Annotated in this window: 14 protein-coding genes; 7 read left to right on the top strand and 7 right to left on the bottom strand. The window is 60.3% G+C overall.

What is annotated here, in order from left to right:
• Positions 1–30 precede the first annotated feature (30 nt).
• Both OSW16_RS15800 and OSW16_RS15795 read left to right on the top strand, forming a co-directional pair.
• Entirely contained in the window at positions 31–1170 is a 1140-nt protein-coding gene (locus tag OSW16_RS15800) for a hypothetical protein (protein ID WP_267816632.1), read from the top strand.
• 131 nt (positions 1171–1301) lie between these two features.
• Positions 1302–1799 (top strand): HIT family protein, encoded by a 498-nt coding sequence (locus OSW16_RS15795; protein WP_267816629.1) that lies wholly within the window; start codon positions 1302–1304, stop codon positions 1797–1799.
• A 216-nt stretch (positions 1800–2015) separates the two neighbouring features.
• Here OSW16_RS15795 and OSW16_RS15790 read toward each other — a convergent pair whose 3' ends face one another.
• Positions 2016–2558 (bottom strand): AAA family ATPase, encoded by a 543-nt coding sequence (locus OSW16_RS15790; protein ID WP_267816627.1) that lies wholly within the window; start codon positions 2556–2558, stop codon positions 2016–2018.
• Between the two features lie 439 nt (positions 2559–2997).
• Here OSW16_RS15790 and OSW16_RS15785 point away from each other — a divergent pair, with 439 nt between their 5' ends.
• Positions 2998–3585, top strand: a complete 588-nt coding sequence (locus OSW16_RS15785) for an MliC family protein (protein ID WP_267816625.1) — start codon at positions 2998–3000, stop codon at positions 3583–3585.
• Positions 3586–3885: 300 nt separating this feature from the next.
• Here the strand turns inward: OSW16_RS15785 and OSW16_RS15780 are convergent, their stop codons facing one another.
• Together OSW16_RS15780 and OSW16_RS15775 are read right to left on the bottom strand one after the other, a co-directional pair.
• Complete coding sequence (locus OSW16_RS15780) at positions 3886–4359, bottom strand: OsmC family protein (RefSeq protein ID WP_267816623.1); 474 nt, start codon at positions 4357–4359, stop codon at positions 3886–3888.
• 85 nt (positions 4360–4444) lie between these two features.
• Complete coding sequence (locus tag OSW16_RS15775; RefSeq protein WP_267816621.1) at positions 4445–4666, bottom strand: YceK/YidQ family lipoprotein; 222 nt, start codon at positions 4664–4666, stop codon at positions 4445–4447.
• An 850-nt stretch (positions 4667–5516) separates the two neighbouring features.
• Between OSW16_RS15775 and OSW16_RS15770 the strand changes: the two genes are divergently transcribed.
• On the top strand, positions 5517–6410 hold the full coding sequence (locus OSW16_RS15770; protein ID WP_267816619.1) for a PA4780 family RIO1-like protein kinase: 894 nt from the start codon (positions 5517–5519) through the stop codon (positions 6408–6410).
• Positions 6411–6497: 87 nt separating this feature from the next.
• Here OSW16_RS15770 and OSW16_RS15765 read toward each other — a convergent pair whose 3' ends face one another.
• From OSW16_RS15765 to OSW16_RS15755, 3 genes are read right to left on the bottom strand one after another with little or no spacing between them, the layout of a single operon-like run.
• Complete coding sequence (locus tag OSW16_RS15765; protein WP_267816617.1) at positions 6498–7373, bottom strand: universal stress protein; 876 nt, start codon at positions 7371–7373, stop codon at positions 6498–6500.
• A gap of 27 nt (positions 7374–7400) precedes the next feature.
• Positions 7401–8192, bottom strand: coding sequence for a helix-turn-helix domain-containing protein (locus OSW16_RS15760; RefSeq protein WP_267816615.1), 792 nt, complete (start codon positions 8190–8192; stop codon positions 7401–7403).
• Between the two features lies 1 nt (position 8193).
• The gene (locus OSW16_RS15755) at positions 8194–8382 is read right to left on the bottom strand and encodes a hypothetical protein (protein WP_267816613.1); all 189 of its coding nucleotides are present in this window, start codon (positions 8380–8382) and stop codon (positions 8194–8196) included.
• Positions 8383–8625: 243 nt separating this feature from the next.
• Between OSW16_RS15755 and OSW16_RS15750 the strand changes: the two genes are divergently transcribed.
• Positions 8626–9552, top strand: coding sequence for a universal stress protein (locus OSW16_RS15750; RefSeq protein ID WP_267816611.1), 927 nt, complete (start codon positions 8626–8628; stop codon positions 9550–9552).
• A 27-nt stretch (positions 9553–9579) separates the two neighbouring features.
• Here the strand turns inward: OSW16_RS15750 and OSW16_RS15745 are convergent, their stop codons facing one another.
• The gene (locus OSW16_RS15745) at positions 9580–10128 is read right to left on the bottom strand and encodes a GNAT family N-acetyltransferase (protein ID WP_267816609.1); all 549 of its coding nucleotides are present in this window, start codon (positions 10126–10128) and stop codon (positions 9580–9582) included.
• Positions 10129–10312: 184 nt separating this feature from the next.
• On the opposite strand from OSW16_RS15745, the gene OSW16_RS15740 reads away from it, so the two are divergent.
• Together OSW16_RS15740 and OSW16_RS15735 are read left to right on the top strand one after the other, a co-directional pair.
• Positions 10313–11239, top strand: a complete 927-nt coding sequence (locus tag OSW16_RS15740) for a universal stress protein (RefSeq protein WP_267816607.1) — start codon at positions 10313–10315, stop codon at positions 11237–11239.
• Positions 11230–12597 (top strand): MBL fold metallo-hydrolase RNA specificity domain-containing protein, encoded by a 1368-nt coding sequence (locus OSW16_RS15735; protein WP_267816604.1) that lies wholly within the window; start codon positions 11230–11232, stop codon positions 12595–12597. The genes OSW16_RS15740 and OSW16_RS15735 overlap by 10 nt, the downstream gene beginning before the upstream one ends.
• The last annotated feature ends 10 nt before the right edge of the window (positions 12598–12607 follow it).

Below are 12607 nucleotides of genomic sequence, written 5' to 3'. Positions count from 1 at the left end.
CATGCCAGCTACCGAGAAGAAGGAGCGGTTTTGTCGCTGCCCAGCTTTGCCGCAAACAGCCTGCAAGCACTCAGCGAAGACTACCCCGACGAGGAAGATGAAAGCTTCAGTTCGGTGAAGTGGAACCCGGTGGACTGGCGCTGGGATTGGGAGATTTGCGCGGGTGAGTCGTTCACGCGGATTGATGATGAGCTGCAAGCCCACGCCAACCGGCTTGGCCCGCGCCAATGGCAAGCGGCTGAGCAACGCTTGCTGGTCACCGTTAGCCGTGCCGCCAGGGCGCTGGGCCGCCATTTCGCTCAGCATCCTGGCGTGACGCCTGGTTTCGTGGTGATCTTTCATGACTTTGCTGGCTATATGGCCTTGGCCAAGCGCAGCATGACCCGCGAGCAGTTCGAGGAAAATTTCCCGGTCGAACTGGCCATTGAAAACACCCAGCGCGCAGTCGCTGCCTTGCCGCTCGCCGAGCAGGCCGCGTTCTACGTCAGCCGTTTGCATTGTTCGGATGGCGTTTCGGGGGAGGGCGCAGAGCGCTGGCTGATTGCCAACGGCCGTCCGGCACAGGCAGCGCTTATCGAACAGCTCAACGGGCACAAAGAGCCTACCGCTGCTGCGCGCATTCTCGGGCTGGCTGGCATGGCTGATGAGCCCGTCATTCAGGCTCTGCGCCGGCAGGCTACAGAGGCCTGTGAACAACCGACCCGCAACTGGTGCGCAAAGGCCTTGGGTTACCTCAAGGATTTCGACTGGCTCATGCAGCAAGCGTTCGACGTCGCTGTGGCGGGAGTCTGCGCCAACTTTGACGGTTTCCGCTGGCGGGGCGTGGAGCCACCGGTGCTGGACTACACGCCTGTTGAGCGTCTGCTGGATCAGCGTCCTGAGCTCGCGGCTGCTGTTGAAGGGGCCCTTGAAGACGTCTACGGTCAGATCGACACCACCACCGCCGATGTCAACGAAGCCTTGCGCGGTTTGGCTTCACCCCACGTAGCCATTCGTCGTCACGCCGTGAGTGGGTTGAATAACCGTGGCCTGCTGCCCGACGACGCGCTTCGAGCTATCGAGGCGCTACGCCTGGCAACCCAGGATACCGATGAGCAGGTGCGGCACCTTGCGGGTCTCGGCCTGGAAGCCCTGCAACCGTTTGCTGCCTTCCATCAAGGGTCGCTTTAGGTCGAAAGCAGCCAGTCACGGTCGGCAGATCTTGACCCCTAGCAGCCCTTCTAGAAGGGCTGCAAACCGCCATAATCGGACATCGATCTGTCGCAATGCTACCCTGCAGCTGATCCACTCAGGGCAGCCCAATGGACGTACCGTCTAGCTTCATCATCCATGAATCCAGGTATTGGATTCTCAATCACCGCACGGACAGTGCGTTGCCGGGCTATTTGATACTCAGTGCCAAGCAGATGACCAGTTCCCTGGCAGCGCTGCCGATCAAAGCGCAAGCGGAGCTGGGCGTGTTGCAGGCGCGAATCCAGCATGCCATTGAAGCTGATCTTCGACCCAAACGCCTGTATATCGGTCGCTTTGGGCATGATGCCGGTTACTCCATACACTTCCACTTCATCCCAGTGTATGACTGGGTGGAAGCATTATTCTGGCTGGACGAAAGGTATAGGCTGCTGCAAACCTTCGGCTCGATCGACAGCGCGCTACTGCAAACGGATGGTGCAGAACTGATGCTGTTTGTCTGGCGGGAATTTTGTGAACGCCCTGTGCCACCATCGGTACAAGGCCCCTCTGTTGATGACGTTATTGGGGTCCTACGCGGCGCTTTGGATTGTGGGCCGCCTGATTAACCTGGGAAGTTTATCTTCCGCAGCTGGCCGCTATGGGTCGATAGCCGTTCACGACAGGCCGCTATCGATACATAGCAGACATTCGGGACACGGCTTCAGACTGATCGCTGTTTCACACGAGCATATAGCTACTCGGTGTCTTCCTTACGCTTTCATTAGCGATCCATCAAAAATTCTTGGCGTTCACGCAGCAGCGCCTCACTCGCGATTTAGCATCTAATGACCTGGGGTAACCTGACCGGGCTGTGTGCCCACACTCGCGAGAAAAACATCGGTATCTCGATTACTCCGCAGGCAGACCACGCGACAGCTCGACGGGGCCGTTAGCACCAATCGCTTCATCGCCTCCCGCGACGAGGTTTTCGTCCGCCACATGAACCTGAAAAACTCCGGCAGGTTGGCCAGTAAATCCGGACAGTTGTCCGGCAAGTCGGGTCGGGTGCGACCGCGGTTCCACATCGCTCTGAGGAACACGCGCCAGAATCGAAGCGGTGCCGAGCGATCAATCCAAATCAACATGTCAGCCCGGGCCACTCGGTTGTTCCATGTGGCCGAATGCCCGCCTTCGAAGATCCAGCTCTCACGGGCCTCGACCTCGTGACAAAGACGCGTCTTCTCGTCCCGGCTCCGCTCGACCCACCCTGCCTGCCAATGAATCGTGTCGATATGCACGACCGGCAAGCCTGTACGTTCACCGAGTTTGCGCGCGAGGGTACTTTTCCCAGACCCTGGCTGACCAACGATCATCACCCGTTGCATTGAAGCTCCCTCTCGCCATGCCTGCTAAATTTCGGGCGCGGGATTTTACGGCAATGGGCGAGGAGGTCAATTGCAAGCTCAGTCGATGAATACCTGTGATTCGGCCAGCGCATCCTGCGACACACCCTAGTAATAGCGAGTCAGCGGCAGGCGTAGATGGGCAGCGGGTTGAGTTGATTTGCGACCAACGGCACATCGTCGGTTTTCCTCGTTCGAACAGTCAGGCAGCGACATCAGCGACGCCCAACCACTGTCGAATGTGCAGCGTGCTACCGCCGGTGGCGGTGGATGACTGCCAACGGCCCATAGCTGCCCTTCATGGAGGGCAGCTATGGCCATTAGCAGCTATTAGCCGCCGAAAAAAACTGGGGCATCCTCCACGCAACTGAGCACAGCGCTAGACTGAGCCCAGTATTCTGAATCGCTAATGGTGGCTCCCATGAAGCACTGGCTTCTTCCCCTGCTGCTCATCTTGCCTCAGTCGCACGCCCAAGCTGCGGGACCTGCCTTCAACTGCACTCAGGTCGAGGCCGGCAGCATCGAACAACAGATCTGCCAGAGCGAGTCGCTCTCGGCACTGGACCGGCAAATGGCCGAGGCCTACACAGCCGCACAGCAGAAGGCCGGCAATGAACATCCGCCGGTGCTCAAGGCCGAGCAACGGGGCTGGATCAAGGGTCGCAACGATTGCTGGAAAAGCGCGGACCAGCCCACTTGCATCGCCGACAGCTACCGCCTGCGCATCGCCGAACTGCAGGCTCGCTATCGGCTGGTCGAGGCCATCGGTCCGGTGTCCTACCAGTGTGACGGCAACCCGGCCAAGGAAGTGGTTGCCTTCTTCTTCCGCACCGAGCCGCCCACGGCTATCGTCGAGTTCGGTGACCGCAGTTCGCTGATGTACATAGAACAGAGCGCCAGCGGCGCGCGCTACAAGGGGCAAAATGAGAGTTTATGGGAGCACCATGGCGAGGCCACCGTAGTGTGGGGCTATCAGGCTCCGGAAATGCACTGCACGGCGCGTCGATAGCCATCAGGAGGGACGATTTCTGAGCGCGTTCCACTGATTCGGCAGAAGCTCGGCGATTCGCTCCCAGCTTCTATAAGGCACCGTCTCGCGAAGAGGTGTGAGTAGGTCGCAGCGATATGATCATTTGATCAAAAGCTGCCACCGCCTACCTTACATCAATGCTTTTCAAGGTTGGCATTTCTAAAGGAAAGCCAAGTCGCAAGAGTCGCTGTTATCGATGAAGCTATCGCAGGTGACTCATGGTGGATTCCAGAGGGGCTACGCAGAGATTTGTACCATCCCCGTAGCCCCAGTCTTTCGTTAGCTTCGATAGTTGATAACAGGCCTGCATTTGATTGGGAAGTTGACCGAGTTGGCAATGAAACACTCGTGGTGAGCATCGTCATGCAAGCGCATTGCAAGATCTTTATCTGATTGGCTACCAATGATGATTTGAGGTCTTAGCTCTGCTTCCACGAAATGGCCCTTGCGCTCGCCATCTCCTTCGACCATCCGGCCCACCGGGTAATCGACGTACTCCAGCACGCACACATTGTTGACGGCGCACAGATGAAGATACCAGAGCTTGTGGCAGGCCGAGATCGAGGCCAGCAACATGTCTTCAGGGTTCCAGCATTCGGGTTTACCACGAAAAGCAGGGTCGGCTGAACCAAGGATAGGCGCTTTCCCTGGCGCCTCGACAGTGAAGTCTCTCTGGTAAGCCATATAGCTGGCAGTACCCTCACCTGTGTTGCCTATCCAATTGATGGTTACAGCGTAGTTGTGTTCTTTCATCGTCACTCCTGTGTTGGTTCACGGCGAAGCTGGTAACTCGGACGACGGCACGGGCTTTACCCGTGTTCGTGGGTAAAGGGGCGGGTTACATGATGACGTTCAACCCGCCCTTGATTACGCATTCGCTTCGGTCGCCACCCAGGCTGTCGGGTAAAAAGGCCGTCAGGTCATAGGGCAGCAACAGCGTGTCCAACGCAAAAGAAAACGGCGTATCGATTAGAAATGGCCAACTGCTCAACGTTTTTGGGTGATTTGCCCAGGCCCAGGATGCGCGGGTACCGTGATATACGCAACGTTCTCCACTCATGTGGCCAATCGTGCTGAAGCAGCCGCCTAGCGATAACACGGTTAAAAGCAACAGAATTTTTGCCGGCATACATTCCCTTGTAGATTTAGTTGTCGTCCGTGGCGATGAAGCTCAATCAGGGCGCCCTGGCAGCACACATCCGACTTCCAGGGTCGGGCGTGGTGCATCAGTGCGAGCTGGTTTATTTTGCGTGGTCTGCATTAGGAATTACAAGGACGTCCACAATTCCTGTCGATATGCCGCACATGTTGCTCGGCTACATGATCTACCTATTTTCCGAAGTTTTTCCGTGGCTTTTCAGCGAAGATTTTGCACGGCAATCGATCGCGTAGGGCCATATGCCAAGAAGCACGATTGCTGCAAAGTCCATGATGCTTATCTCTCGTGGAACTCCGGGAGGGGCGGCTGGCAGTGGAATTCATGCATCTGTTATGGCCTGCATTACCGAAGGTTCCTCAGCCTATCGGCGTGCTCGCAGACCACCTTCGATTGATGGCCTTCATTGGCCGCTAGCCATTTACCACGAGCGTCCGCCTCACGCCCTGATGAGTCAGTACCGGCCTCATCGCCGGCAAGCCGGCTCACACAAAATGGACTGCCCCCAAGACCTTGGACCCCATCCGACCCTTGTGGGCAGTCCAGGCAGCCTTCAGGCATGTCGTGTACCTGTGGGCGCCGCGCTTGACGGCGATGGGCCGCGAAGCGGCCCCGGTTACACATGAGGTTCGGCACTGGATACCGCAGCGCTGGGCCGCCGCCTGAGCAGACAAACGAGCAAGACGCATCAGCCTGTGAGAGGATGTTCGCCAACCAAGCCATAAGGCCAGACAGGACCCCGAACACAAGCCTGATGAAGACGCCAAAACGAATCGAACCGCTGATTGAAGACGGACTGGTCGACGAAGTACTGCGACCCTTGATGAGCGGCAAGGAAGCAGCCGTCTACGTGGTGCGTTGCGGCGCCCAGGTACGGTGCGCCAAGGTCTACAAAGAGGCCAACAAGCGCAGTTTCCGCCAGGCCGCCGAATACCAGGAAGGCCGCAAGGTACGCAACAGCCGCCAGGCCCGGGCGATGGCCAAGGGCAGCAAGTACGGCCGCAAGGAAGCCGAGGACGCCTGGCAGAACGCTGAAGTGGCGGCGCTGTTCCGCCTGGCCAATGCCGGAGTGCGGGTGCCCAAACCCTATGATTTCCAGGATGGCGTACTGCTGATGGAGCTGGTGACCGACGCCGATGGCGATGTGGCCCCGCGCCTGAACGACGTGCACCTGGAGGCTGAGGAGGCGCGTGAGTACCACGCCTTCGTCATTCGCCAGATCGTGCTGATGCTGTGTGCCGGCCTGGTGCATGGCGACCTCTCCGAATTCAATGTGCTGCTGGGCCCGGACGGCCCGGTGATCATCGACCTGCCACAGGCGGTGGATGCAGCCGGCAACAACCATGCATTCAGCATGCTGCAGCGTGACGTGGCGAACATGGCTCACTATTTCGGGCGCTTTGCCCCGGAATTGAAAGACACCCGCTTTGCCCAGGAAATGTGGGCGCTGTACGAGGCCGGTGAACTGCGTGCGGACAGCCCGTTGACAGGCGAATTCGAGGACGATGAGCATGTCGCGGACGTGGGGGGCGTGATGCGCGAAATCGACGCTGCCCGCTTGGACGATGCCCGCCGCCGAGCTGCACGGACCGAAGCCGAGCATGGGCCGGTCAAGGGCGAAGAACCGCCGCCGCCTTGGCTGCAATGATCTGTCAGCCAAGGCAAAGCATCACTTTCTGGGCTACACGATTTTCCCTGTATCGCATGTTGTGATGAAGGCACTGATCGCCGGGGTTCAGTGCGACAGCAGTATGGGCATTCGAAGGGCTTGCAGAACCCCGCGGGTAGCGCCGCCCAGGACGAATGCTTTCAAGCGCGAATGACCGAACCCGCCCATGACCAGCAGATCGGCCCCGACGGTGAGGGCTTCTTGCTGCAGGCACTCAGCGATCGGTCGCCCGGCCAGCTTCACGCTCAGCGGCCGAGCGTTCAGGCCTCGGTGCTGTAAGGCATGGGCCATGTCCTGCGCGATGTCGGCGTGCTCGAGTGGCTTTTCGCCCTGCACGGTCAGGACCGTGATGAGCATGTCGGCAGTCATCAGGTGTGACGCGTCAGCGAGTGCTCGCGCCGCGACGCGGCTGCCGTCCCAGGCCAACGCCATGTGCCTGATGGGCTTGCTGGGCAAAGGGGGAACGAGGACGCATGGCCTGCCAGCGCCAAAAATCACCGACTCTGCCAGCTCTTGGATGACGGGTTTGTCGACTGCCCACGGCAGGAAGGTCAGGTCGAAATACCTTGACGCCTCCGCCGCTGCGGTACCCGTCAGGCCCGGCACTACCTCTCTGGTGGAGAATTCCACACTGCTCTGGCCGTGTTCCAGGCCGCCCACCATGGCCTGCAGCGCTTTGCACTGCGTTCGACTGTTGCTTTCGGTGGTTTGAATCATGTCGGGGATATTCAGCAGGGTGCTGCCAATGGACGGCGAAAGGTAGGGGATCCTTACCGCAAAGGTCATGACATGCAGGTCATACCCCAGCGCGACGGCCAGGTGTACACCGGCTGCCACAGCGTCATCGGGGAGCACATCCGGATAGGTGACCAACGGCAGGTAAGCCAGATGAAAATTTGCCATGTCCGATACCTTCAGCTGTTGCGAGGCGATGCGCTGCAAGCCAGGTGCACGCAGGCAACTGGCAGTTCAGTGAGGCGGGCTGTTTGGGTAACCCAGTTCCAGTGCCATCAGCGCAGGCATGTCCAGAATTTCCACCAGCCGACCGTGCAGGTTGACGATACCCAGGGCGCGCAAGTGGGCGACCGAGCGGCAGATGGTTTCCAGGCGCAGCCCCAGGTAGGAGGCCATGTCCTCGCGCGACATGCGTAGCATGAAGCCGTGGGATGAATAGCCGCGACTGACGAAGCGTCGGGACAAGCCCAGCAGAAAACTGGCCAGCCGCTGCTCGGCAGAGAGGTTGCACAGCATCAGCACGCGCTCATGCTCGCGGATGATTTCCCTGCTCATCAGGCGGTTCAAACTCTGCTGCAGCGTGGGAAAATCACGCGCCAGGGCCTGCAGCCGATGGTATGGGACGGGGCAGACTTCGCTGTCTTCCAGGGCAATGGCGTCACAGACATGGTGCTCGGTGGCGATGGCGTCGAGCCCCAGTACGTCGCCCGGCATCCAGAAATTGATGACAACACCCTGGCCTTCGGCATTGTTCAGGTTGGTCTTGAAACTGCCTGAATACACGGCGTACAAAGCGCTCAGGGGCATATTGGCATTGAAGAGCGCAGCCCCCTTCCTGATGCGGATGCGCGGGCCGATCAATGTGCCCAGGCTGCTGTTGTCGCGCAGCGGCAACCCCGTGGGCAAGCACAAGCCATTGACCCGGCACCCATTGCAGCGCGATGCCAGTGGTTGCAGGTGAATGGGTGGGGGCGGGCGCAGCTGTACCGGCTCGCCGAGCGACTGAACGTCGATCAGGCCCGACATCTCAGGCCTCCCTCGCCGGTCTGGAAGCGACGGTGGCGATCTTGCTCAGTGAATGGGGCGCGTTAAGCCGGGCGGTCAGCACGCCGACGAACTGTTCGGCTTCTATGGGGGTTCTAAAACTCACCCGCCATTCGTCCATGTGGACCCACCAGCGGTTGTCATTGGCGCTTTTCTCGACGTAGACGTTCATCGGAACCTCCAGTGCCTGCATGGGCAAGCAATAGCGATTGATTCGAGGCGCAATGGCGTCCTTGTCAGCAGCGAGGCTAGGTACAGCGTGCGCCGAAAAAACCAATAAGTCTTGATCCGTGTCAATTGCCCGGTAAGCGGCAACAGCCGTTGGTCTGCTCGCTTGCACTGTTGACATACATCAAACCGGGCAGCCGCCGGCAGCAGAGCATCGAGGTACTCATCGAGCCCGCAGAGGTGTGCCATGACCAACTCGCAAAGACTTCTTTTCATCGCTTCGCCCTTGATGCGCCGCACGCCGGTCTTTGATCGAGCGGCGGCGCTGGCCAAAGCCAAGGGCATGCCATTGCACATCGTGGCGTTCGACTACCTCGAGGGCCTGGCCACTGCCGGCCTGGTCAACGACCAGGCCTTGGCAGTCATGCGCGAGGGGTATGTGCAGCAACATCGTCAATGGCTGGAAACCCAGGCATCGTCGATGCGCCGCAATGGTGTGACGGTCACTACCGAGGTGTTGTGGGTACAGCACCCCTTGGACGAGATCCAGGTGCATCTACGTGAACAGCCGTTTGCCATGCTGATCAAGGGGCTCGAACATGAGCCTTGGTGGATACGAGCCATGTTCACCTCGCTGGACGTGCAGCTGCTGCGTGACACCCGGATTGCGCTGCACCTGGTGCACAACGCCAGTAATGCCTTGCCGCGCCGGATACTGGCAGCGGTCGACCTGTCGCGGCCGGAGGATCAGTTCGAAGGCTTCAACGACCTGATCATCAGCGAAGCGCTCAAGCTGGCCCTGCAATGCAACGCTCAGATCGAACTGCTGTATGCCTACGACATGGGCGCGATGTACCTGAACGCCGAAGGCACTCGGGAGCATTCGTTCCTGTTCGATTCGAACCGTTCGCGGACACTTCACGAGGCCCAGGCCGATGCCTTCCAGGCATTGGCCGAGCGCAACGGGATTGCCTTCGAGCACCGCCACATGCGGGTGGGGGACCCGGCCAAGGTGCTGGCGCTGTTCATGGACAACAACGACATCGATGTGCTGGTGATGGGCAGCTACCACCATCACGGCATCGGCTGGTTCATCGGCAGTACGGCCGAGCGGATCCTGCACCGGCTCAGCACCAGTGTGCTGGTGTTATCACCCGAACATTCGCAAGGTTAGAGGGGCAAGGCCCGCAAGGGCCTTGTTTCACCTGCGCAGGTCAAGTTCATGGAGGATTTCGCTGACATCGCCGCCCAGGTAGCGCGATGTGAACCCCAGCGCCTTGGTCAGCCGGTGCATGGCGTAGTTGTTCGAGAGGTCCCTGGACACCATGCACTGGTAACCATTGCGCCGTGCCGCGGCGATCAGGTGCTGCAGCAACAGCTTGCCCAGCCCCTTGCGCTGCCAGCGCTCGTCGACAGCCACGGCGCATTCGCAATTGTGGCTGCCCGGTATCGCGGCATAGCGGCTGACGCCAAGCTGATGCAGCTGGCCATTGTCATGGGCCAGCGCTACGTAGGCCATGTGCTGGTGACCGTCGACCGGCATCAACTGCGCGTCCAGGCCGGGCAAACCACCGCTGAGCCCGGCGAGAAAACGAAAACGGCGGGCCTCATGGCTGATCGTGCTCACAAAGCGACTGTCCCGTTCGTGATCATCATCGCGTAGCGGCCGAATCAGCACGGCTGTGCCGTCAGCAAGGGTGTCTATCCAGTGCTCGCTTGAATCTTCGGTTTCCAGCAACGGCTTGTTCATAGGGCCTCCAGAGGGCTCGACCAACGTGGGCTGTACTGGTTGTACCGTGAGGCGGCGTCATGGTTCTGACATTGATCAACTTGGTGCGCCACTGGTGACTTTCTGATCTGCATCAAACGCGCTATGGCAGGGTGTTCGAAGATCGATGCTACTTGCCATCGCCGCGTGCGGCCGGAGGTTTCCCATGGGTCAGTATCGACAACTGCTGGTGCTGCTTACCGACATCGACCCGCACTCGGCGGCTTTGCGCCGGGCGCTTGCCCTGGCGCATGTCAGCGGCGCAGCGGTGCATATCGTTGGGCTGTTCGAGCCACACGCGGACCATTCGTTACGCCAGGAACAGCTGAACGAAGCCGAGATGCAGCGCCAATACGGGCGCTATCGCGAGCAGCTCGAGGCCCTGGTCGAGCGTCACCGGCCCAGCGATGCCTGCCTGACGTTCGATACCGTCAAGGCCGAAGACCTGCGCGAGCAGGCCGCCGATTACATCCGCGAGCTCAAGCCCGATATGGTCATCAAGGACACCGAAAAAACACCGGCACTGGCCCGATTTTTCGCCACGCCACTGGACTGCGCGCTGCTGCGAGCGTGCCAGTGCTTGCTGCATTTCGTACCTCGGGCAGCCGCGTCCTTGCCAAAACGCATACTGGTCGCCGTGGACACCGCCCTGCACGATGAACCCCATGACCAGATGCTGTTCAATCGCGCCCTCATCCGTGCAGCCGATGCCCTGGCGTTGCAATGCGATGCGCAGTTGCATCTGCTGGGTGCATATGACCTGGCGGGTGTGTTCGCCCCAGAAATGCTGGTGACGCAGACCTGGGTCGAGGAGATGCGAGATGCCTTGCAGGTGTCGTTCGATGCATTGGCCGATGCCGAAGGTGTGCCCCACGATTGCCGGCACTTCAAGGAAGGAGGGGCAGTGCAAGTGATTCGCGAGCAAGTGGCGGCCCTGGACATCGACGTGGTGGTTATGGGGGTTGTGCAGCCCAGGGGGCTGAGCAAGCTGCTGGGCGACACCACCGAGCGCATAGTGAGCGACCCACCGTGCAGCGTGCTGTCCGTTCACCCCTGCGTGATCGATACTTGGGAGCCGCCACCATGCAACTGACCTTCTTCGGCGGTACGGGCACGGTGACGGGCAGCAAGTTCCTGCTGACGCGTGATTCGACACGGGTGTTGATCGACTGCGGGCTTTTCCAGGGTTACAAGCAACTGCGCCTGCGTAATTGGGAGCCACTGCCGGCGGCGCTGCGGGCGGTCGATGCGGTAGTGCTCACACATGCCCACCTGGACCACAGCGGCTACCTGCCGGTGCTGGCGCGCGAGGGCTTCAGCGGGCCTGTGTATGCCACCCCGGCAACCTGTGCCCTTGCTGAAATCCTGTTGCTCGACAGCGCCCGGTTGCAGGAGGAACAGGCCGACCATGCCAATCGTCATGGCTATTCCAAGCATTCGCCGGCCCGGCCCTTGTACACCGAGCAGGATGCCAAACGTGCGCTGCAGCTGTTCAGGCCCGTCGAGTTGCACCAGCGTACCCCGATCGCACCGGGTGTCGAACTGTTGCTGCGCACGGCCGGGCACATTCTGGGCGCGGCGACCGTGCAACTGACGGTGGATGGTCAGACGCTGGTGTCATCAGGTGACCTGGGGCGGCCCAACGATCCCGTGATGCGTGCACCCGAGCTGATCGGTGCGGCCGATGTGCTGCTGGTGGAGTCGACCTACGGTGACCGCTCACACCCCGCCCAAGCCCCGGAACGCTACTTGGCCGACGTGATCAACCAGACCCTGCTGCGCCATGGCATCACGTTGGTGCCGTCTTTCGCGGTGGGCCGTGCGCAACTGTTGCTGTATTACCTGTACAGGCTCAAGCGTGACGGGCTGATACCCGACATCCCCGTGTACCTGAACAGCCCGATGGCCACGGATGCCACCGCCCTGTACCAGCAGTTCAGGCGTGAGCACCGCCTGACGGCGCTGGAATGCGCGCAGATGTGCAAGGGTACGCAGATCATCCGCACGGTCGATGAGTCCAGGCGCCTGGACCAGTTGCGCGAACCAGCGGTGATCATTGCCGCCAGCGGCATGGCCACGGGGGGGCGGGTGTTGCATCACCTCAAAGCGCTGGCGCCCAACGCGCACAACAGCATCCTGTTCTCTGGTTTTCAGGCGGGTGGGACCCGGGGCGCGGATATCGTTGCCGGGGCGCGCAGCGTGCGCCTGCATGGCGAAGACGTGCCGATTCGCGCGCACGTCTTCGCCATGGACAATCTGTCGGCCCATGCCGACGCGGACGAAATCATGGAGTGGTTGCGCGGTTTCACCCGGCCACCGCGGCAAACCTACGTCATTCATGGCGAACCGCATGCTGCGGACACCTTGCGTCGGCGGATAAGCCTTGAGCTCGGCTGGCAGGTGTGCGTGCCCGAGCACATGGAAACCGTTGCCATAGACCCTGTGCGTTGACCCGGGGCTG

It is taken from the genome of Pseudomonas putida, from assembly GCF_026625125.1.
GTDB lineage: Bacteria > Pseudomonadota > Gammaproteobacteria > Pseudomonadales > Pseudomonadaceae > Aquipseudomonas > Aquipseudomonas putida_X.
Note: the sequence above shows the minus strand (reverse complement) of the source record. Positions and strands in the feature narration are given on the sequence as shown.

Coding starts and splice junctions, on each gene's coding strand:
- OSW16_RS15735 (WP_267816604.1), top strand. CDS start 11,230: ATGCAACTGACCTTCTTCGGCGGTACGGGCACGGTGACGGGCAGCAAG.
- OSW16_RS15740 (WP_267816607.1), top strand. CDS start 10,313: ATGGGTCAGTATCGACAACTGCTGGTGCTGCTTACCGACATCGACCCG.
- OSW16_RS15785 (WP_267816625.1), top strand. CDS start 2,998: ATGAAGCACTGGCTTCTTCCCCTGCTGCTCATCTTGCCTCAGTCGCAC.
- OSW16_RS15750 (WP_267816611.1), top strand. CDS start 8,626: ATGACCAACTCGCAAAGACTTCTTTTCATCGCTTCGCCCTTGATGCGC.
- OSW16_RS15755 (WP_267816613.1), bottom strand. CDS start 8,382: ATGAACGTCTACGTCGAGAAAAGCGCCAATGACAACCGCTGGTGGGTC.
- OSW16_RS15775 (WP_267816621.1), bottom strand. CDS start 4,666: ATGAGTGGAGAACGTTGCGTATATCACGGTACCCGCGCATCCTGGGCC.
- OSW16_RS15745 (WP_267816609.1), bottom strand. CDS start 10,128: ATGAACAAGCCGTTGCTGGAAACCGAAGATTCAAGCGAGCACTGGATA.
- OSW16_RS15795 (WP_267816629.1), top strand. CDS start 1,302: ATGGACGTACCGTCTAGCTTCATCATCCATGAATCCAGGTATTGGATT.
- OSW16_RS15790 (WP_267816627.1), bottom strand. CDS start 2,558: ATGCAACGGGTGATGATCGTTGGTCAGCCAGGGTCTGGGAAAAGTACC.
- OSW16_RS15770 (WP_267816619.1), top strand. CDS start 5,517: ATGAAGACGCCAAAACGAATCGAACCGCTGATTGAAGACGGACTGGTC.
- OSW16_RS15780 (WP_267816623.1), bottom strand. CDS start 4,359: ATGAAAGAACACAACTACGCTGTAACCATCAATTGGATAGGCAACACA.
- OSW16_RS15760 (WP_267816615.1), bottom strand. CDS start 8,192: ATGTCGGGCCTGATCGACGTTCAGTCGCTCGGCGAGCCGGTACAGCTG.